19 protein-coding genes are annotated in these 21,500 nt (G+C 34.8%); 4 read left to right on the top strand and 15 right to left on the bottom strand.

All coding sequences use genetic code 11. The features are described 5' to 3' along the window. Positions 1-136: 136 nt before the first annotated feature. From OZP09_RS09500 to OZP09_RS09570, 15 genes are all read right to left on the bottom strand, one after another. Complete coding sequence (locus tag OZP09_RS09500) at positions 137-1,333, bottom strand: phenylacetate--CoA ligase family protein (RefSeq protein WP_281310667.1); 1,197 nt, start codon at positions 1,331-1,333, stop codon at positions 137-139. A gap of 10 nt (positions 1,334-1,343) precedes the next feature. After that, a complete protein-coding gene (locus OZP09_RS09505) occupies positions 1,344-2,252 on the bottom strand; it encodes a glycosyltransferase family 2 protein (RefSeq protein WP_281310668.1) in 909 nt (302 codons plus the stop codon). Positions 2,253-2,256: 4 nt separating this feature from the next. After that, complete coding sequence (locus tag OZP09_RS09510) at positions 2,257-3,525, bottom strand: hypothetical protein (protein ID WP_281310669.1); 1,269 nt, start codon at positions 3,523-3,525, stop codon at positions 2,257-2,259. A 12-nt stretch (positions 3,526-3,537) separates the two neighbouring features. Next, positions 3,538-4,350 (bottom strand): hypothetical protein, encoded by an 813-nt coding sequence (locus tag OZP09_RS09515; protein ID WP_269237560.1) that lies wholly within the window; start codon positions 4,348-4,350, stop codon positions 3,538-3,540. 213 nt (positions 4,351-4,563) lie between these two features. Further along, positions 4,564-5,133, bottom strand: coding sequence for a class I SAM-dependent methyltransferase (locus OZP09_RS09520; protein WP_269237561.1), 570 nt, complete (start codon positions 5,131-5,133; stop codon positions 4,564-4,566). A gap of 1 nt (position 5,134) precedes the next feature. Next, the gene (locus OZP09_RS09525) at positions 5,135-6,559 is read right to left on the bottom strand and encodes a radical SAM/SPASM domain-containing protein (protein ID WP_281310670.1); all 1,425 of its coding nucleotides are present in this window, start codon (positions 6,557-6,559) and stop codon (positions 5,135-5,137) included. A 74-nt stretch (positions 6,560-6,633) separates the two neighbouring features. Beyond that, a complete protein-coding gene (locus OZP09_RS09530; protein ID WP_269237563.1) occupies positions 6,634-6,804 on the bottom strand; it encodes a DUF1843 domain-containing protein in 171 nt (56 codons plus the stop codon). Positions 6,805-6,897: 93 nt separating this feature from the next. Next, entirely contained in the window at positions 6,898-7,077 is a 180-nt protein-coding gene (locus tag OZP09_RS09535; protein WP_281310671.1) for a DUF1843 domain-containing protein, read from the bottom strand. Positions 7,078-7,180: 103 nt separating this feature from the next. Beyond that, entirely contained in the window at positions 7,181-7,351 is a 171-nt protein-coding gene (locus OZP09_RS09540) for a DUF1843 domain-containing protein (RefSeq protein ID WP_269237565.1), read from the bottom strand. A 91-nt stretch (positions 7,352-7,442) separates the two neighbouring features. After that, the gene (locus OZP09_RS09545) at positions 7,443-8,102 is read right to left on the bottom strand and encodes a hypothetical protein (RefSeq protein WP_269237566.1); all 660 of its coding nucleotides are present in this window, start codon (positions 8,100-8,102) and stop codon (positions 7,443-7,445) included. A gap of 734 nt (positions 8,103-8,836) precedes the next feature. After that, positions 8,837-9,586, bottom strand: a complete 750-nt coding sequence (locus OZP09_RS09550) for a copper chaperone (protein WP_281310672.1) — start codon at positions 9,584-9,586, stop codon at positions 8,837-8,839. Between the two features lie 13 nt (positions 9,587-9,599). Further along, entirely contained in the window at positions 9,600-11,462 is a 1,863-nt protein-coding gene (locus tag OZP09_RS09555; protein WP_281310673.1) for a tyrosinase family protein, read from the bottom strand. A gap of 446 nt (positions 11,463-11,908) precedes the next feature. After that, entirely contained in the window at positions 11,909-12,889 is a 981-nt protein-coding gene (locus tag OZP09_RS09560; protein ID WP_281310674.1) for a hypothetical protein, read from the bottom strand. 20 nt (positions 12,890-12,909) lie between these two features. After that, positions 12,910-13,659, bottom strand: coding sequence for a glycosyltransferase (locus OZP09_RS09565; RefSeq protein ID WP_281310675.1), 750 nt, complete (start codon positions 13,657-13,659; stop codon positions 12,910-12,912). Between the two features lie 192 nt (positions 13,660-13,851). Continuing rightward, a complete protein-coding gene (locus OZP09_RS09570) occupies positions 13,852-14,664 on the bottom strand; it encodes a UbiA prenyltransferase family protein (RefSeq protein ID WP_269237572.1) in 813 nt (270 codons plus the stop codon). A 220-nt stretch (positions 14,665-14,884) separates the two neighbouring features. Here OZP09_RS09570 and gcvP point away from each other — a divergent pair, with 220 nt between their 5' ends. The 4 genes from gcvP to OZP09_RS09590 all read left to right on the top strand — a co-directional run bounded on the left by gcvP (position 14,885) and on the right by OZP09_RS09590 (position 21,393). Next, positions 14,885-17,734 (top strand): aminomethyl-transferring glycine dehydrogenase, encoded by a 2,850-nt coding sequence (gene gcvP / locus OZP09_RS09575; protein WP_269237573.1) that lies wholly within the window; start codon positions 14,885-14,887, stop codon positions 17,732-17,734. 361 nt (positions 17,735-18,095) lie between these two features. Further along, positions 18,096-19,343 carry a glycoside hydrolase gene (locus OZP09_RS09580; RefSeq protein ID WP_269237574.1) on the top strand — a complete coding sequence of 416 codons (1,248 nt, stop codon included), beginning with the start codon at positions 18,096-18,098 and terminating at the stop codon, positions 19,341-19,343. A gap of 235 nt (positions 19,344-19,578) precedes the next feature. Then, a complete protein-coding gene (locus tag OZP09_RS09585; protein ID WP_269237575.1) occupies positions 19,579-20,637 on the top strand; it encodes a 3-oxoacyl-ACP synthase III family protein in 1,059 nt (352 codons plus the stop codon). 234 nt (positions 20,638-20,871) lie between these two features. Continuing rightward, positions 20,872-21,393: a methyltransferase domain-containing protein gene (locus OZP09_RS09590; RefSeq protein ID WP_281310676.1), complete on the top strand. Its 522-nt coding sequence runs from the start codon at positions 20,872-20,874 to the stop codon at positions 21,391-21,393. Positions 21,394-21,500: the final 107 nt, after the last annotated feature.

Here is a 21,500-nt window from a genome sequence, read left to right on the forward strand (position 1 = left end):
AACAGTTTTTCAAAAAATCACTTTCTGTTTTGTTTTACTAAAATTACAATGCCTGTAAAATCTTAAATAAAAAAATGTCATGAGAGAGGTATTCTTATCCATAAAGACGGTAATAAGTGGAATGAAATTACCAAAACTATCTAAAATCCAACAACATAGGTATTTTGGTTGTATGGGGATCGACATACAATTCTGCTGCTGTAACCAGTAAAACTTCGATTTCCATGAAGCGTTCATTGTAATGCAACAGTCTTTTTAATGCTGCACGCTTTTCCTGAACAAAATCCAGCTTCAGATTTTCGGAAACATTTTGTACAATCAGCAACCGCACAATTTCCTTAAAATCTTTATTGCTCGATAATTGAATCTGAAAAGCATCTGCTCCATCAGTAACCGAAATAAATTCTTCTAAATCATAATGCTGTTCACAAACTATAAATGATTTGTTTTCTCTGGATTTTAACTCCAGAAAAGGTTTTCCATCTACCTCAACCCATCGGCCTAAATCGCCAATTGCATATCGAAAAACCGGAAATCTTTTGCGAAATGTGTTCGTAACTGCAATGGTACCATATCCGTCTTTATCAGGATGGATGATTTCTACTATAATGCCTTTGATGACTGAAAACAAAGACGGGTTTTTAGTAAAATTGGACCAGGCCCAAATCCCGGTTTCGGCAGAACCGTACATGGAGTAAATTTGCTGACAACCAAATGATTTTTGTAGCAACTTTTGTACGTTGGGTCTTAAAAATTCGCCCGCATAAAACAAATTTTCTATGTATAATTTTTTGTTATTTTCTTCTAAAAACTGCGCAAAACATAATAACTTTGAAGGTGTCCCCAGTATAAAATCAGGTTTGAAATAAGTCGCGGCCTGTTCCATATCTTCATAGGCTGCATGCGAACTCAATGCCAATGTGGTTGCCTGACATTTTTCTAAAATATCATCCATAATGGCGGCTGTACGGTACATATCTGAATAACCAAAAATATTAAGGGCTATTGTTTGAGAAGTAAAAAATTTATTTTTTGTAAGCTCTTCAGCCATTGCCAGTCGCTGATTGTGATTTTCCTGTATGTCAACCGGAAAAACCAAAGGATTCTGGGTACTTCCTCCTGAACGCACCAGATAGACTCCCGTTTTTTCTTCCTGAAGTTTAAACTTTGACTTTAAAATTGGTATTAATTCTTTTTTACTCATCATTGGAGCTTCTTCAGCAGAGTCATTTCCTTTATAAAATTCGATGTACAAAGGATTTTTTTTCGCTAATTCAAAATAATTCTGCAATACGGAATAGTCTATTTGTGGAGGAATACAATCTGAATACATAAGTTGTAGTTTATCGATTTCTTCTTTTGAAATAATAGTAGTTTTTGATTAAAATTTTAGAATGATTTAAGAGGAATAACGCTTTTTGCTGCCAGGAAGGCAATCGCTCCATTGCATGCTCCTGCCATCTTTGTGACAACATACCCATTAATTGTTGGTCGTATCGATTCGGACTTTTCTGATATCGCTTGATTGAAACCGGAATTTGTAGATCTTTCCAATTTTTATAACTAGTCCGGGACAAACTTCCTTCAATCTCTCTTACTTCAATACAGGTTGTATTCAGTAATCCAACCCGGGTTTCTTTTGTTTTGAGGATCCGATACCAAAAATCAATCCCTTCGTTTAAGGAAACATTGGTTTCGTAGCGGATTTCTCCCAATATTTTTTTGTGGATTACAACATTACTGCCAACTCCCATAATGAAATCCGGTGAACTAATCGTGTGCAAAACATCGGGAATTAAAAACAAATCATTGGAAAGAGAAATCAATTCTGCTTCAAAAGATGTAATTTTTGGCAGATAATATTCTGACGGAACCAACAGAATCCCCAGAATTAAAATGCCTATATTTTCCTGTTCCATTATTGAATTGACTTGACTTAAACAAGAAGGAGTATAACAGTCATCAGCGTCCAAAAAACTGATAAGATCTCCGCAGGCCAGTTCAATACCAATATTTCTGGCATTGCCCGGACCTTTATTTTCTCTCAATTCGATGATTTGAACTTTGGTCTGCAAAAATTGCGGGGCGAAAAATGATAATGAATCTTTGAGGTAAATCAGACTTTGATCAGTACTGCAATCATCTACAATAATAATTTGTGATGGCTTTTTTTCCTGAAAAGCCAGGGAACGGATTGTATCATAAATATACTTTTCCTTATTGTAAAGAGGAATAACAACCGTATGTTTCATAATTTTATTGCTCAAATATTGGATAAATCAAAGCCCTTCCCTGATGCACATTTACAACTGTTTCATCTGAACCGCGAAACAAACCTGAGCCGTAATTTTTATCTTCTTTACACAACAGCATACCTACTAAATGAATCTGACGATTATTTTCTTCATCATTAAATTCTTTCTGATCAACAAAATGCTGAATCAGGTATTTATCCCAATTTTCTCTAATAATGGCATTCCAATCTTCGGCTGAGCAGTCACTTTTTACATACGCACCTATTCCTCTTCCACCACTGTTTAATTTTAAAATCAAATTCTGTTCCCGATCAATGAATGCATCGCAACCGGAAGCATCAGTGATTACAAAACTGGGAATGAGATACTTTTTTAAAAAATCATAATCTTCTTCGCTTAAATAATCGCTCATAATCAGATCATCATACATTACCGCCAAAACCCTTTTATCATGAATTAAAATTAAAGTCCGGATGTCATTGAAATACGAATTTTGTTCGATTAGTTTGTCTACAACATCGGGGCTTATTTTTTTTAATTCCTCCCGATCCATTTCTAAGATAAATTGTGAAACTGGTTCCCCATTTAGATGTATTGAATCATTTAACAAAAGTAATTCCTGAGGTTTTGCAGAAATTAATTCGATTCCTAATCTGGCAAGTTCCTTTTGAAGGTAAAAAATCTCAGTTCCTTTTTCATCGTCATGAATCAGCGCTACTTTTCCGTAAGGAGCAAATTGATTTTGCAAATCATCAATAAGATTCACCAAATCGGTATTCCCGATATTTTCTTTAACTTCATAACCGTTTACCTGATTGTTTATCAGCTTTAAATAATAACTAATCATCCAGCCGTTTAGTGGATATCGCGCTCCTATTTCACAGATTTTTGCCTGATTGTTCGTGTCATATAAAAAATCAGGGCGATAAAAACCCTGATTATAATGTTGGTTATTACTTTTTTTCAGTAAAGTTTCCAGGTGATTGTCCAGCTGATAATATTTTCGAATACGGTCGTCTTCAAAATAATTAAGGACAATTGCTTTACAGGCGGCATTCAAAATAATGCACAAACGATCCATCTGTTTTTTATATGCTGAAGATACGGTTACCGAAGAATCAGCAATAAATGAACGGTTTAACTTAGTGTCATTTTGAAAATATTCAGAAAACAACTGATTCCATTTTTTCTGTTTTACTGCCTGGTTTTGCTGCATCAGAATGTCTGGCATCTTAGATTGAATTTCTGTTTCTTTCTTTGTAAGAATCATTGTCGAAATATATTAAAAACTAAGTGCTTCAACTTCCATAATGTCTTCCATTACGGCAGATTTTTTAGCTAAATATTCTTTAATTATTGGTTCTAAATCATAAGATTCAAGATCAATATTCATTGCCTTGGCATAATGAAAAATAGAATTGACTGCAAAGAAGAAGTGATTCTTTTCGGTTGGACCGCAATGAACGCTTATCCATGCCAGTGTTTTTTCACATTCTTCTTCTGAAAAATTATAGTCATTTACCAGCCATGATTGAAATTTTGGAAGTATGAACTCGACTTCTCCATGCGTATAAATTTCATGAATCAATGTTGTTAATAAAGCAATCATTATATCTTTATTTCGCAGTGAGTTTTGGTCTTTCCATGCTTTAAAATCGTAAGCGCTTTGTTTTAAATATTTACGTGAAAGCCAATCGTCATCTGTACAGATATTGGTTGCCATTGTATAAAACAATTGAGAGTGTAAAATCCTGCCAACAACTGCTAAGTCTTCATCGACAATTCGGTTTAAACTTGTAATGGAATGCAGTAATGCTTTTTCATCTGCAATGGGTTGATTTTTATGAACCAGCATTGTCATACGGTTACTGATTCCTGCAACTGTCATAGCACTGTTATTGGTTTGGCTCCAGCTATGAAAAAAGTGTTGTAATCGGTCTTTATCCTGTACTTTGGATGTCAATTGGTTAAAACTTTTTTCAATTTTTGAAAATGATTCTTCCTGAACCGGTAAGAATTTTAGTAATTGATCTTTTAAATAGGATTCTTCCATTTCTTTAAGAACCGGAAGAATAATTGAACTTAGATTAGCCATGATTATTTTGCTTTAAATTGGTTACTGATTTTAGTTTTTATTATTTATTAAAAATGTTTTTTAGTAAACCTACTTTATAAGAATTTACCATAAATACAAAATGTCATCAGCCTATTACTATTTAGGTATGAAGCAATTAATTTATGTAATAAAAAACCGCATGATCAGCTATTTTTCAGTGTGAAGAATTAAAACTGAGTCCAGGGAAATATTTTACAAAGAGCGGTAGTATTTAATTTTCCTGACCACATCAATATCTTTAAAATGGTATTGCTCTAACCAATCTGCCTGATCAAAAAACAGGCAGCGGGACTCTGCAATTACAATAATGGGTTTGCTTAATGAAATTTTATATAGTGTATTCAGTAATTCAGCGTATTGAAAATCAAAAAGTGGATTGTAGAGATAAAAAATGGTACCATCGGAAATATCCGTTTTTAAAATATCATCACATACTGCAATGACATTTGTTAATTTCTCTTTTTCAATTAAATCAACACAAACATCATTACGTTCTTTAAGAATTTCAATTCCTTTGAATTTTGCATAAGGAAATTTTACAGCCCCGAATAAAATTATGTTTCCATAACCTGAACCTAAATCATAAAATACAGTCTCGTTTGTCATCACAAGAGGATCAAAAAGATCAGATAAAAAACTTGAAGAGCCGTATCTGTATGAGTTAAGGCCGTTACGGATTGTGATTTCTGAAAGGCTTAAGTTTTCTTCAATGTTATCCGAATATTTATCAATTTCAGATTGGATTTTTTTCAGCAGCTCCATATCATTTCATCATTAATAATTCTAATTTTTTCAGGGACTCTATAGCTTTTTCCATTTTAACGGCATACTCATCATTTACTTTTTGAACATCAGCATTACAAAAATTACAGATTTCTTCCTCTTCATAAACATAATTATCGCATCCGTTACATAACTTAAGTGCTTTTGGCATTCTCGGAACTCTGTTTGTATGATCTGATACTGGAACCTGAGGACTATTATTAGGTGATTGTATTTCTACTATCTCTCCTTTTTCATTTTCGACAATTATTTCAAAAAGGCCTATATCAAAAGACAATCCTGGAGCTTCCTGTGTTTTTCTTATTCTTTCGTGTAGTCCTTTCTTTTTTAATTCTAAAGCACGATGATGACAAAAAGGATTATTGCCTCTTTTACCAAATAATACATGACTTGTCCAGGTACATCCTGCCAGGCAGGAAGATTCATAGTAACAGCCTTTGCAGCCTCCCCATAATTCTTCTTTATTTCTGTATCTGGAAAAAACCATCTCTTCGCTGTATTTCCAAATATCTTCAAGATCCATATCTTTTACATTACCACCCGTATATTCAGTTGTTGGTAATGAAGGACAGCCTTTAATTTTACCGTCGGCTTCAATGCCAATTCCGGTATGTCCTGCTGAACAACCTGTGTAATATTTCTCATTCCCTTGTCTCCAGATATGTTCGTAGGGGCCAAAATAGCCAATGTTATTTCCTGCTTGTATTAAAACATTATTCGCTAATGCTTTTCTGTATATCAAAATAAGATTATCATAAAAATCAATTAATTCATAAGGCTGAAGTATCAGTTCATCCGAATTATCAACTGCATTTCCCATAGCGACTGCAAGTTGTATCTGCCAGTTTTTTACACCATTCTCAATCAGAACATCCAGAAGTTCGTTCAGTTCATTTTTACTGCTTTTTGTTATTACTGTATTCACACTTGATGGGATATTGTGCTTTTTTAGTAACTGCAGACAATTGATTACATGTTCAAAAGAATCCCTTCTCCCTCTTATTTTATTATGTGTAACAGGCATTCCGTCAATAGAAACCCCAATATTTCTTATTCCTGCTTTTTTTGCATCAATAATTCTCTCTTCGTTTAAATTGTATGCCCCGGACTGCATAGAACATTCAATGCCACTCTGGTGTATTTTTTCTATAATTTCAAGCCAGTCTTTTCTCAAAAAAGCTTCACCTCCAATAATGGTAATTTCTCTTGTCCCAAGACGTTTAAGACTATCAATAACACCAAAACATTGTTCCGTAGTCAATTCACCTGGTCTTACTTTTCCAGCTCTGGATCCGCAGTGTGAGCATTTCAAATTACAGGCTAAAGTAATTTCCCATACCACATGAACCGGCGTCGCTGTTTTATAATCATCTCTTACTCTGTATCGTGTAGAAGTCTTATTCATCTTGATTTATTTTATAGTTTGACATTAAAAAAAACGGTTTAAAAAGTAAAACTTCATAAACCGTCTTTTTTAGCTTACTTTCTTAGAGATTCAATCGCTTCTAACAATTCTAATAAAGCTGAACTTAGATCTCCTTGTTCTCTTACAGTTTGTTTAGCTTGTTCGGCTACTGCAATCATTTTTTCCAAATCATTTGAAGCAATCGCTTCTCTGATTCCTGCTGCATAAAGCATTACTACTCCCATGGTATTTTGTTTTTTGTTATTCCTACTCTTTTGGTTTTTCAGATCCACCCTTGTTTTTCTGTACAAGTCAGTATTTTCAATTCGCTTAAAGCCTTATTTATTTTTCTTTTTTAGAAGATCAATCGCTTCTAACAATTCTAGTAAAGCTGCAGTTAAGTCGCCTTGCTCTTTTATGGTTTGTTTTGCCTGTTCGGCAACAGCTTCCATCTTTGCTAAATCATTTGAGGCCAAAGCTTCTCTGATAGCGGCTCCGTATGCCATTATTATTCCCATAATATTTCACTTTTAAGTTATTCCTACTCTTTTAGGTTTTTCGCTAAACCTATTTTCTATACAAATCAATTCGTAATTAAGTCCGGGTTTATTCTGCACTGAATTATTTCTTCAACTTTTCAATTGCTTCAAGCAATTCTAACAAAGCTGCACTTAAATCACCTTGTTCTTTTATTGTTTGTTTAGCCTGTTCTGCAACGGCTTCCATCTTTGCTAAATCATTTGAGGCAATTGCTTCTCTGATAGCAACACCATATGGCATCATTACTCCCATAATTTTATTTTTTTACTTGATTATTACTTGTTCTGCGAGATATCTCTTTATAAAATAAATTGTTCTCTATTTAAAAGACTGTCGTTATTTTTTAACTGCTGAACCCAAAATGATGTAAAAAAACAGCAGGTTCATTTGGATCTACACAAGTTAAATTACCCATCGTAACTGATTTACCATCTTTGTTTTTTCCGGTAATGATGATATTTTTCATTCCTGCTTTCAATGTCCCCAATCGATTACCTTTTGTTACTTCAATTCCCATTTCATGTGGTGTACCAGTTCTGGTAGCAATAACATTACCTGAACCATTTTCTATTAATAGTATCTGTCCTATTGCCGGTGGCGGAAATAATTGAGAAACCGTAATATCTGTAAGTGGCCCCAGCGTAATATACTCAGGTAAACTTCCGGTATTAATTGCTACAGAATCTTCTTTATTAATTGTGATAGTTCTTCCAAACTCTGGTTCGCTGCTATCATTTGTACAATACATCCACGGTGTAGTGAAAGGAGTGCCATCTTCTGTTTCTCCAATTGCTACATATCTTTGATGTATGCCCAATTTAGGTTTTTGGCTTTGTGAGTCCAGATTCAGATTGTAAAATACAGACATCAAAAGTGTACCAACAGCGTAGGTTCCGGTAGCTCCTTCAATAACTGGAAGAATAACAGGCCCAACACCTCCACCATTCCAATCTACATAAGGATATACATTTACATTTTTAACTTTTACTGGTATTGCTTGCATAAGAATTCATTTTATTCCTACTCATGAGGCTTTTCAGATCCGCCTTCGCTTTTTACTGTGCGAAACAGTTCGTTTTTTTAGTGGGTTCTGCTCCACTTTATATTTTTTTGTCCTGAATAAACATTTCTCAACAAACAAATTTTTATAAATCATATAATTTGCTTTGGAAGAAATGCATCAGAAAAAATGCTGAAAATAATTTTGCCTTTTTTATTTTCTGTAGTAAAATTACATCATGAAAAAAGCAGGAAATAAAAAAATGGTATGAGAAGGAGATTTTTGCGTATGAGTGCTGTAAAAATTACAACGAGACCGTTTTTAACCCATAAATAACTTATTATCAGAACTTAAAATACTTAAACCGAATCTAAAAAGTCATTCATAAGAGAAAAAAATCAGCAAAATTTATTGTTTTAAAGAATCCTTTTTTACTGTCCCATTATTTTCTAATTTATTTGAGACGATCCCTTTTTTTATTGTATCAGATCACAAATTCATTGTGCAATGTTTTATTGATTAACTCATAATTTTTTATACTTAGCTGATACATCTTGATTATTAAAATAAGAACCAACGGACTATTTTTGAAGGAGAAAAACGAACTGCTGTGAATACCAATAAAGAAAATCCTCACTGAACTAATATTACTCTATTTTAATACAAATAAAGAACTATTAGTTCCTGAAGGATTTCTTAATTTATAATGCCGATTATAGGTTTAAAAAACCATACGATCAAAAGTTCATCAGTCTGATTTTTGTTTGCACTATAATAATTTTTAATAATTTCATTCTGGGGACAAAAAGCCATTGAGGGAATCTTGGGTATTCCAGGTGCTCACTAATCATAACAAAAGTTACAATTAGCATCGCTAAATTGTGTCCTTTTGGTAAAAGCATAGGAAATAACATCAATGCCCATCCAGAACCAATGCACCAAACACCATGGGTAAGCCCAAAAAAGAAAGAATCGCGAAAAGCTTTCCATCCAAATGCTGACAAAATTCGATGATTATGACCTAGGTTCAAAAACCGCTGTTTAATTGGTGAAATTTCCCATATTACTACAATACCAAACAATACTAATGCAGGGATATAAGACATGGGCAATAAAAGGTTAACCCCCATTATAATTTCTATCATAAAAACACCAACAATCATCCATACTAGCAGATAACCAAACACAAAAAACAAAGCACACAAGATGCGATAGCGTTTGAAGCTCTGCTGGTAAATAAACTGAATGGGCAGAATTAATTTAGGAAGCATCATTGCAATTACCATAAGTGCCCAGCCAATTAATTGCGATGAAAAAAGCTTCATCTCAAGCAACATCTGAAATGATGTTGCAGAGGGACATGAAGCAAAGACATGACAGTATTTCATTGCCATAATATGTCCGGGGTTTACCAAAAGTAGTGTCCAGACAAAAATGCTGATAATTACCATATTAATTGTAATGCGCTTATTTTGTGAAAGTGCCATATCCCTTTTTTACTTATTGCCCTGAACGGTAAATTCCTATTCGTTCTACTGTGATTTCATTCCCGTCAAGAGGAGCATCTTTACTCTTTATCTGGACATCCAGTGAATTAATATCAAGGGCACTATCAAGATGCAATTCGTCAATAACACTTGTGATATTGAACTTAAAAGTAAGTCCTGAATCACCATGAGCAGTATTTTTCATGGAGGCATCAAGGACTCCAAAAAGAGAAACAGACTTGATGAATTTTTGATTTACATAAAGGGAAAGAAAATTAGAATCTTCGCCTCCTTTTACTCCTTCCAGCTGGAGATACACCTCATCAGGAACATTAGAAACAGAAGCTTTTAAAAGACTGTTTTTTACAGATTTCCATGCGGTGTTATCTAATTGAACAGTCATTTTGGTTTCTTTATCCTTTAAAGTAACTGAACCACTACTTGCTCCTACTAATTCCTTATTTTGTTTATTGCCCATCTTAATTCCTGTTTCTAAATTTGTTGCCCCAAGTTTATTTAATCTAAGAGATAAATTCTCTTTTAAAGAACCCGGCTGAATGGTGTCATAAGAAGTTAAAGACAGATCACTATAGGTATAAGAATAATATGTCCCGTTATACTTCAAATCATTTGTAGTCTGAACATCTGCAGGTGTATAATACCAGGCAGTACCGTTTGCATCTAATGGCATAGCAAATTGTGAATTACCATTGGCTGTTGGCCCAACCAGCCAATCTGGTTGCGTTGGATTACTGTTTTTTCCGGTTACATTCCAGGCATCCCACATACGGTCAATATTAGAATGATGTAAGAAAAATATAGGGTCGAGACCTGCTGTTGCCGGCACCCCCATCAAACCTATTTGTCTTGCAGCATTTCGTCCGCCTACCATACCGTGAACAAAATTATGGGGATTCTGCTCAAGATCTCCGGTTTCTGAACCACTATGTGAAAATCCAGTTTCCCCCCCGCCATAAAAATAACCATTTAAATCGCCTGGCCCAAGTGTTGAAGGAGCAGATCCTTCACTATAAATAGTATCCCATTGGCATTGATCATTTGCTGAATTTTCTCCATTACCTACTTGTACACCAGACCCATAACGTTCAGGTACATATAAAGGATTTGGTGTGTTATCTGGTAAAACAGTAAGTGTAAATGCTGGAGGAATATTCGATTCTGTATAGATCGTAGATTGGCTTAGATAATTCCAATAAGGCAATGACCAGTCCGAAGGACCATTTAATTCAGCTATAATGCTACGAAGAATATTTTCGAGTGCTACCAAATATCCCCTGTGCCAAGGAGGAAAAAACCAAGTACCGTGCTGACATTGGTCCCAAAAAATATTTGTTAATGTACCAGATGGAAGCGTGCTTAAATTTGCAGCGGTTCCTATGTATTTAATATTGACCCAGTTTAAATATTCGTATGGCTTTGAATATAACGATTTTGGTAATAATAATTCTCCGTGAATTGCAGCATAAAACCACCAGCTTGTAGGATCGCTTACGGGGCGGGACTGCATTACCTGTACAGCTTTTGCATACCAGTAAAGATCGGTATAATTACCGGACTTGTCTATAAATTGCCCGCCGTTGTTGTCATCCCAAGCATTTTTTCTTAAATAAACTAACTGCTTCCAAGTAGTCCCGTTATCCCAATTTATCTCAGCATTGTTACTAGACAGTGTACCGGTTTTATTTCCCCCGTCATCTGTAAAGTTTACGGTAATTACTGATGGATTAGAAGTGCTTACAGTGCCCTGAAAAGGACCACGCCCGTTACTATAAGTTACGCTAATGCTAGTTTTAGATCCGGTAATTGTGATTAACACATTTTGTTGATCTACCCACTTTCTGATAAATGAATTCATATTTTAATTATTTAATTATTTGTCTTACTCATAAGGCTTTTCAGATGCCACCTTCGCATTTTACTGTGCGAAACAGTTCGCTTTTTCAGTGCTATTTAGTCTCCTTTATAATTTTCGCTACGGATAAACATCTCTCAGCAAAGGCCTTTTTATGAATCATACACCTTGCACCGAAATGAATACATTAGAAAAAAATCCTAAAAATAAATTTTACCGGGCTTTATTTTCTATAGTAAAATTACATCAGAAAAAAAGCACGAAATAAAAAAAGGGTATGAGATGGGGATTTTTACGCATGAAAGTCGTAAAAATTAAGAGGAGACTGTTTTTTTTACATAAAACACTCATTATCAAAACAAAAGAAAAGTAAAGCTGTTTTTATTTTTTGATAAAATGGATACTAATAATAGTAGAAAACATCGCTATATACACAAATACCATGGTTATTAAACAATGCTGCCCTGCGAATGAAAAGTGAAAGTATCAGCAGTTATTTCCTGTTGCAGTAACGCAATATCCAGGCTGCCATCATCCTCTGTTTTTATGTAATTTGGTTCTGGCAAATACCGTAATTGAAGATGTGGATGATACACCGTTTTTCTTCCTTTGCGGAAATATGCGCACATTACCGAAAAGCTACTATTGGAACAGACCAGAATATCGGCTTCGACAAAAGATTTAAAAATTGAATGTATCTGGTCATAATTTTTTTCTTCGCGATCAGAGCCAATTATTACTCTGGTATGCTCTCTCTTATCAAACCGCAGTAAGATATCTTCTGCATTTTGTTTTTCGGTGTAGATATTAAAACAAACATTACCAACACCATACGCCTCTTCGATATGCAAAATGATATTTTCGTAATAATCCATATCAAACATATACCTTACTGCAAATGGGCTTGTAAAGTGTTGCGGAAATTTTTCTCTGTCATAGTCTGTTCCTCTGTTAATATGAACGGCAACTTCTACAGGTGATTTGAATTTATTGATTTGTAAAGAATGAAGTTCATTAAAGTTACCGGACATTTCCTGCTGAATTTCAGTGAAGATGTTCTTTTTCGTTTTTCCTTCCAGATACCAGGGTATAGTTTGAAAGGGATGAATTCGCAAAGCATTTTCTAAGATTACTAAAGTATCGTTATTTGTCTGTGGCAACGCTTTTTCAAAATATTGCAATAACTCTTCATAATCATCAATTCCGCACCACAAAGGGCCTTCAACCCTTATTATGTTTTTATATTTCAATTTACGATCTGCTTTATTTACAACCGGATATTTAAATCCAAACCCGAAATAATCCAAATATTCGTAAGGAGTATGCACATAATTTAAATTAAATAAACGTCCAATGGTAAGACCGCCCAAAGCATCTTTCAGTTGATGACCATGATTTCCTCCTGAAGTAAATTCTATCGTAAAGTCCATTTTATATTTTTTATGAAATTTTATTTTATGATTCTTTTTACTGATTTTGCTAATTCAAACATATTGTTTACATGGGCTTCTCCTTCTAAATACTCGTAACCATGCTTTTTTTTCCGACTGATTTCACTCATTCGATTCACATATACTTCATGTTTTTTGTATACATAATCTTTACCCAGATATTTATAATGTAAGAGTTTCAATTCAATTCCTGAAGCTGCATGAGTGTTTTCATAAAAGACAGGATTACACAAATGTGCACCAGGCCTGTAGTTGATCTCTTTTACTTTTTTGGGGTCAAAAATGATTTGTTTATCAAACCTTTCTGATCGCACTCCATGCTTAACCTGCTCTGTTATTCTTTTTTTATAGTTGGCAGGAAACTCATCACTCATCATATTGTATCCAGTTACAGCAGGCATAATTATATTTTGCTCTTTAGCCTCTACTAATTTTTCCTGTAAATTTTCATCAAATAAAAATTCATCCATATCGCAAACAATGACGTAATCTGCAGTACTTCCTTTCCAACAATTATTTTTTGATGCTGTCAATTTATCTTCTACGAATTCATTTCCTGAATCCAGACATCTAAATACTACATTTTTATAAGTACTGGCTAAATGCATCGAGTCATCTGTGCTCTGATTATCAATTATGGTAATCTTACTACAGAATTCAGAATAATAATTTAAAGTATGCCGAATCATCTTTTCCTCATTAAAACAAAGCAGATAAAGCTCGATAGTAATAGTGCTGTTTTGAGTCATAATTTTACTAAGTCACTTTTATGGTTTCCATTACCAAAATATTTAAACCCGCAACTTCAAAGAAAAACCTTCAAGCCTGAATTACAATACTTTTTATCTCCTATCAAAGCTATAGTAAGCCCTTGTATAGAAAATAAAAAATGTCACAAGAAAAAGATTCCTTGCTATAAGACAAACAGAATAGTAATAGAATTATAAAAAAACAATCATAAGCCACCAAAGAATCGGTACGCTTTCTACCCAGAAAGAAGTATAATATTTAGAACGGCTGGGATTTGCAAAGAAAATAAACAGCATCAGCATTATAACCATAATAAGATTGATTATAGCATCACGGTAATTAAATGTAGAGATTAAAATTTCTAAAAACCAAAACGGAATCAGTAATAAAAAGCCCAAAAGTTTAGTTCTTTTTACCCCGATTGTCTGTGGAACGGTTTGAAGGTGCGGATCGTCATTCGCTAAATCAATAATTTCAAAAACCAGAATCAGTACAAAAACCAATATAAAACGCTGAATTGATTTTATAAAAAAATCAGATGTTAATCCTGATCCCGCATTAATTAAAGGCAAAACCAGTGTTGCTCCTACCCAGCAAATGGCCACAATGTAAATTTTTACGCCCGCCCAGTTTCTGGCATTTCTTCTATTGGGAAAAAATGGAAGCGTATAAAGTGCCGTAACAGCAAAAATCCCAAAAGAGACAATTTGTGTAATGTGCTCTAGTTGCAGAAAATAATAACCGGACAAAATCACCGAAAGAAAACTTAAAACAGCAATAATTTTCAGTTGAATTCCGATTAGATTTTTCTTGACACGAACCAGTGCATCATATTTAACAAAATTATACCCCACAATTGTCCCAAAAAAAACAAACAGAGCCATCGCTTCATTATACTGAATATGAAAGACATGAAATGTGATATGTACCAAAGCATAACACGACAAAGCCACGTGAATACTGCTGTTTAAGTAAAAATCGAATATCTGTTTCAATAGTTTCATCCCTCAAATCTAATCAATTGTTAATAAACTCACCTATTGGTTGAAAAATTCATAAAAATTGAAGTTAAAAATACCCATTAAATTATTAATAATACTTAATTTTGCGCCACAAAAAAACAACACATTTACTATAAAATGTAATAAAGATTGTATTCTGCTGACCAACTTAAAAGAATACAAGATAAAATTACATTCTTTTTAAAAAATTAGATAGCTACAAATGAGAACAGATGCTTTTGCTTTAAGACACATTGGACCAAGAGAAACCGATCTTCCGTTTATGTTGAAGACCATTGGAGTTGACTCGATTGAACAACTGGTTTATGAAACACTTCCGGATGACATTCGTCTAAAAGCACCTTTGAATTTAGATCCTGCCATGACAGAATTCGAATATGCCAATCATATTCGTGACTTAGGGAAGAAAAACAGAACATTTAAATCATACATTGGTTTAGGTTATCACCCAACTATCGTTCCGGCTCCAATTCAAAGAAACATCTTCGAAAATCCAGGATGGTATACGGCTTACACACCGTATCAGGCAGAAATTGCACAAGGTCGTCTGGAAGCTATTTTAAATTTCCAGACTACGGTTATTGAATTAACCGGAATGGAAATCGCAAATGCTTCTTTATTAGATGAAGGAACTGCAGCTGCTGAAGCCATGGCTTTGTTGTTTGATGTTCGTACTCGTGACCAAAAGAAAAACAACACACATAAATTCTTCGTTTCTGAAGAAATTTTGCCTCAAACTTTATCTGTACTTCAAACACGTTCAACTCCAATTGGAATTGAATTAGTTGTTGGAAACCACGAAACTTTTGATTTTTCAAATGAGTTTTTCGGAGCGATTTTACAATATCCGGGAAAATACGGTCAGGTAAATGATTACAGTGCTTTTGTTGCTAAAGCAAAAGAAAACGAAATAAAAGTGGCCTTCGCTGCCGATATTTTATCATTAGCGACTTTAACTTCTCCTGGAGAAATGGGAGCTGCAGTTGTAGTGGGAACTACTCAGCGTTTTGGTGTTCCAATGGGGTACGGCGGACCTCACGCTGCATTTTTTGCAACTAAAGACGAATACAAAAGATCTATGCCGGGGCGTATTATCGGAGTTTCTGTTGATGCAAACGGAAACCGTGCTTTACGTATGGCTTTAGGAACTCGCGAACAGCACATTAAACGCGAAAAAGCAACTTCTAACATTTGTACGGCTCAGGTTTTATTAGCGGTTATGGCTGGAATGTATGCCGTTTACCACGGACCAAAAGGTTTAAAATATATTGCAAACAAAGTTCACGCATCTGCAGTTACTACTGCTGAAGCTTTAAATAAATTAGGTGTTTACCAAACCAACACAGCTTTCTTTGATACTATTTTAGTAAAAGCTGACGCTCAAAAAGTAAAAACTGTTGCAGAGAAAAACAAAGTAAACTTCTTCTATCCTGATGCTGATAGTATTTCGATTTCATTCAACGAAACGACTTCTGTTGCAGACATAAATCAAATTATTGCCATTTTTGCTAACGCTTTAGGAAAAGAAACTTTTACGGTTTCTGAATTATCAGAAGCAAGTCAATTACCGGCTTCTTTAGAAAGAACCTCTTCTTTCTTAACGCATGATGTTTTCAACAATCATCATTCAGAAAGTCAGTTAATGCGTTACATCAAAAAATTAGAGCGTAAAGATTTATCATTGAATCACTCGATGATTTCGTTAGGTTCTTGTACAATGAAATTAAACGCAGCTTCTGAAATGTTGCCTCTTTCAATGCCAAACTGGAACAGCATTCACCCGTTTGCACCAGTTGATCAGGTTGAAGGTTACCTTACCATGTTGAAGAGATTAGAGCAGCAATTAAATGTAATTACTGGTTTTGCCGGAACAACTTTGCAGCCAAACTCTGGAGCGCAAGGTGAATATGCTGGTCTAATGGCAATTCGTGCGTACCACATGTCAAGAAACGAAGGTCACCGTAATGTATGTTTGATTCCTTCATCTGCGCACGGAACAAATCCTGCTTCTGCAGCGATGGCCGGAATGAAAATTATAGTTACGAAAACTACTCCGGAAGGAAACATTGACGTAGAAGATTTAAGAGAAAAAGCAATTGAACACAAAGATGATTTATCTTGTTTAATGGTAACGTATCCTTCTACTCACGGCGTTTTCGAATCTTCAATTATCGAAATCACAAAATTAATCCACGACAACGGCGGATTAGTATATATGGATGGTGCAAATATGAACGCGCAAGTTGGATTAACAAATCCGGCTACAATTGGCGCTGACGTTTGTCACTTAAACTTACACAAAACTTTCGCTATTCCTCACGGAGGCGGTGGACCTGGAGTTGGACCAATTTGCGTGAACGAAAAATTAGTTCCGTTCTTGCCAACTAACCCAATCTTAAATGTTGGTGGTGAGCAAGCGATTACTGCTATTTCATCTGCACCTTACGGATCTGCTCTGGTTTGTTTAATTTCTTACGGTTACATTACTATGATGGGTGCCGAAGGATTAAAAAGCGCTACAGAACACGCGATCTTAAATGCTAACTATATGAAAGCACGTTTCGAAGGTCACTATCCAATTCTTTATACAGGAGAATGCGGAAGAGCAGCTCACGAAATGATTTTAGATTGTCGTGCATTCAAAGAAAACGGAATTGAAGTGGGCGATATCGCAAAACGTTTAATGGATTACGGTTTCCACGCGCCGACGGTTTCTTTCCCGGTAGCAGGAACTTTAATGATCGAACCAACAGAATCGGAAGATTTAGCCGAATTAGACCGTTTTTGTGATGCATTGATCTCAATCAGAAAAGAAATTGAAGAAGCAAAAGCTGATGATAAAAACAACGTATTGAAAAATGCACCGCACACATTAGCTATGTTAACTACTGATAACTGGGATTTCCCTTACTCAAGAGAAAAAGCCGCTTATCCATTAGATTACATTGCCGAAAATAAATTCTGGCCATCAGTTCGTCGTGTTGACGATGCGTACGGTGACAGAAATTTAGTTTGCAGCTGCGCTCCTATTGAAGCTTATATGGAGAATTAAAAAATAACTCCATTTTAAATAATAAAAATTTAAAATCCCTTATTAAAGAGCTACTAATCGGTAGCTCTTTTTTGTTCGTCAATTTATTAAGTATTCTCTCTGATAAAATTGGTTTTTACTGAAAACGCTCATTTATAGTTATTTCAGCACTAATACCAATTAATCCTTTTTTGTTATCCTATATACAATCGGTTGTTGAATTTTTAGTATTTTAATAATGTCTAATAGGTTTATGTGGTAAAATATTTAGCTAAAATACTAATAATTAAAAAATTACAGTTAAAAATTTTAATATTTTTCTCACAATCGGTTGTTTTTTATTATTATATTAGCTAAATATTTAACCTCAAAAACCATTATTATGAAAAAAAGAATCGCATCTTTATTACTAATTAGTGTTTTAACATTTACAAGCTGTTCAAAAGATGAAGAATCAGCTGTAATTGAAAACACGACTACGCAAAAGGATACAAAACCTACAAATCTTACCGGAAAAGAAAGTTCTAATGCTGCTATCGAAGTCGGAACTGTTCAGCAGTATATTAGAGGCTTCGGAGGGGCCAACATCAGGGGCTGGGTAGCTGATTTGACTGCCAATCAAAAAATCAAAGCTTTCTCCACTACGGAAGGTTTAGGGCTAAGCGTTCTTAGAGTCAGAATTTCTCCTAACAGCTCTGACTGGACAGCAGAAAAAGCAACAATTGATGCGGCTAAATCCTACGGAGCAACCATTATAGCATCTTCATGGACTGCACCGGCTTCAATGAAAGACAACAACAATCTTGTGGCAGGAAAACTAAAAACGAGTTCTTATGCTGCTTACGCACAACACCTTAAAAACTTCAATACGACTGTAGGAGGAGTTGCAGCAATTAGCCCAATAAACGAACCAAACATTAATGTAAGTTATGAATCAATGGAGTTGACAGCTTCAGAAGTTGCCAATTTTGTTGCTGCCCAGGGAGATAACTGTGGTACTAAAATAATGGCCCCAGAACCTTTTAACATGAATACAACTTATATTAATACTTACCTGAGCAACACAACAGCCAAAAATAAAACCAGTTATATTGCTGGTCACATATACGGCGCAAATCCGACATATGTAAATTTTGGAAAAGAAGTCTGGATGACAGAGCATATTACGGATACAAACGATGCCAACATCTGGACTGGCGCCATGAACACTGCCAAAGAAATACACAAGTGTATGGTGGCGGGCTATAGTATGTATACGTGGTGGTATATAAGAAGAAGCTATGGTTTGCTTGATGAAAACGGCAATATAACAAAACGCGGTTACGCAATGACACATTTCTCCCGATGGATTCGTCCTGGATTTAATAAAGTTAACTGTACTGCAAACCCTTCATCTGGTGTTTATATTACGGCATACAAAAAAGACAACAAATTGGTTATTGTGGCTATAAATGACAATGCCGAAATAACGTATCAGCCTTTTAGTTATAGCAATATTTCAATTACTGGATTTAATCGTTACAAAACAACCAGTTCATCTAATTTAGCGGCTGATAATATTGCTGTATCAGGGGGTAACTTCGGAATTAACTTGCCTGCATCAAGCATTACAACTTTGGTTTCTTACTAATCCTTCCAATTTAAGTAAAGATTAAATGCTCCAATAAATCGGAGCATTTTTTATTATATCAAATACTGTCGAACAAACCTTCAAAATTTCTTCAAAACTCTGTTTTCATTGAAAAATAGACAGTATTCTGCTAAAAATATTACTATTTCATAATTATATGCGCGCATAGTAATTTTTATCACTGTTTTATTATAATTATTTATAAATTAGCTAAAATTTTTGGAAAAAAGAAGTAATGAAAATAAAGATAATAGGTATAGGAAGCTATATTCCGCAAAAAGAAGTTAAGAATACCGATTTTGACAAACATGTTTTTTTAAATGAAGATGGAACTCCTTTTGGTTATCCTAACGAAACAGTAATTAGAAAATTCAAAGGTATTACCGGAATCCAAAACCGCCGATATGCTGAAGACCAACATACAACTTCTGATTTAGCTTTTTTTGCAGCCGAAAAAGCCATTGCAAATGCTAATATTGACAAAGAGACTTTAGATTATATCATTTTTGCACACAATTTTGGCGATGTTAAATCGGGAACTGTTCAGTCAGACATGATTCCAAGTTTAGCAACCCGTGTTAAAAACAAACTGGATATCAAAAACCCAAAATGTGTGGCTTACGATATCCTTTTTGGTTGTCCAGGATGGATTGAAGGTGTATTGCAGGCCAATGCTTTCATCAAATCAGGAATGGCAAAAAGAGTTTTGGTAATTGGTGCCGAAACACTTTCGAGAGTGGTTGACGATCACGATCGCGATTCGATGATTTACTCAGACGGTGCCGGAGCTTCAATCTTAGAAGCCTCCACCGATGAAGCCGGTTTGTTATCTTACGAAAGTGCCACTTTTGCCAATGATGAAGCCAACTTCCTTTTCTTCGGTAAATCATATAATCCTGATCTGGATCCGGACATCAAATACATCAAAATGTATGGCCGCAAAATTTACGAATTTGCACTAAGCAATGTTCCAACCGCCATGAAGGAATGTCTAGATAAAAGCGGCATTGCCATAGATGAGGTTAAAAAAATCCTGATCCATCAGGCAAATGAAAAAATGGACGAAGCTATAATCGACCGTTTTTATAAACTATATGACAGAACCGCTCCTAAAGACATTATGCCAATGAGTATCCATGATTTAGGAAACAGCAGTGTTGCCACCGTACCAACTTTATACGACCTGTTAATTCAGGGCAAAATAGAAAATCACGAAATCAGCAAAGGCGATGTAGTTATTTTCGCTTCGGTTGGAGCAGGAATGAACATCAACGCATTCGTATATAGATATTAATTTCAGTAGCTATTCCGGCTATCCATTACAAGTCCACACTTAAAAAATGTGTTTTTATGCCTTAAAAAAGCTTCTTCCAGTCGCTTCTTTAAACCTGCAAAAACTACACTTTTTAAGTCGTGGGCTTTTCATTTCTATCCGGGCTAAAAAACACCAAAACTATAAGATATCTTTGTATATTTGCCACCTAATCAAAAAATCAAGAACTAGCCCTGCCTCGTTCACACCTATACTATGTACGAAAAAACGTTTCCAAATAAAAGATTCAAACTTACTCTGGAGTTTTTACAAAAACACATCAAAACATCTGAAACTATTCTGGATTTAGGGGTTGAAAATCCGTTTTCAAAAATCATGAAAGAAGCCGGTTTTTCAGTAAAAAACACGAGCGGAGAAGATTTAGACATGAATCAGGATGCCTTAAAAAATGATAAAACTGACGTGGTAACGGCTTTCGAAATTTTCGAACATTTATTGAATCCGTTTACAATCCTGAAAGAAATCCAATCGGATAAACTTTTAATTTCGATTCCGATGCGTTTATGGTTTTCTCCGGCTTATCGTTCTAAAACAGATATGTGGGACAGACATTACCACGAATTTGAAGACTGGCAGCTGGACTGGCTTCTGGAAAAAACCGGCTGGAAAATCATCGACAGACAAAAGTGGACCAACCCGGTTAAAAAATTCGGACTAAGGCCATTTTTAAGAAGCTTCACAAACAGATACTACATTGTCTATGCTGAAAAGGCATAAATAATGTAAATTCCAAAAATAAAATTCCAACTTTGGAAATCTCAAAAAACAAACTCCAAATTCCAATTGAACTTGCTTTTGATTGGAATTTGGACTCGAGCGATAGC

This window comes from Flavobacterium flavigenum (assembly GCF_027111255.2).
GTDB classification, from domain to species: domain Bacteria; phylum Bacteroidota; class Bacteroidia; order Flavobacteriales; family Flavobacteriaceae; genus Flavobacterium; species Flavobacterium flavigenum.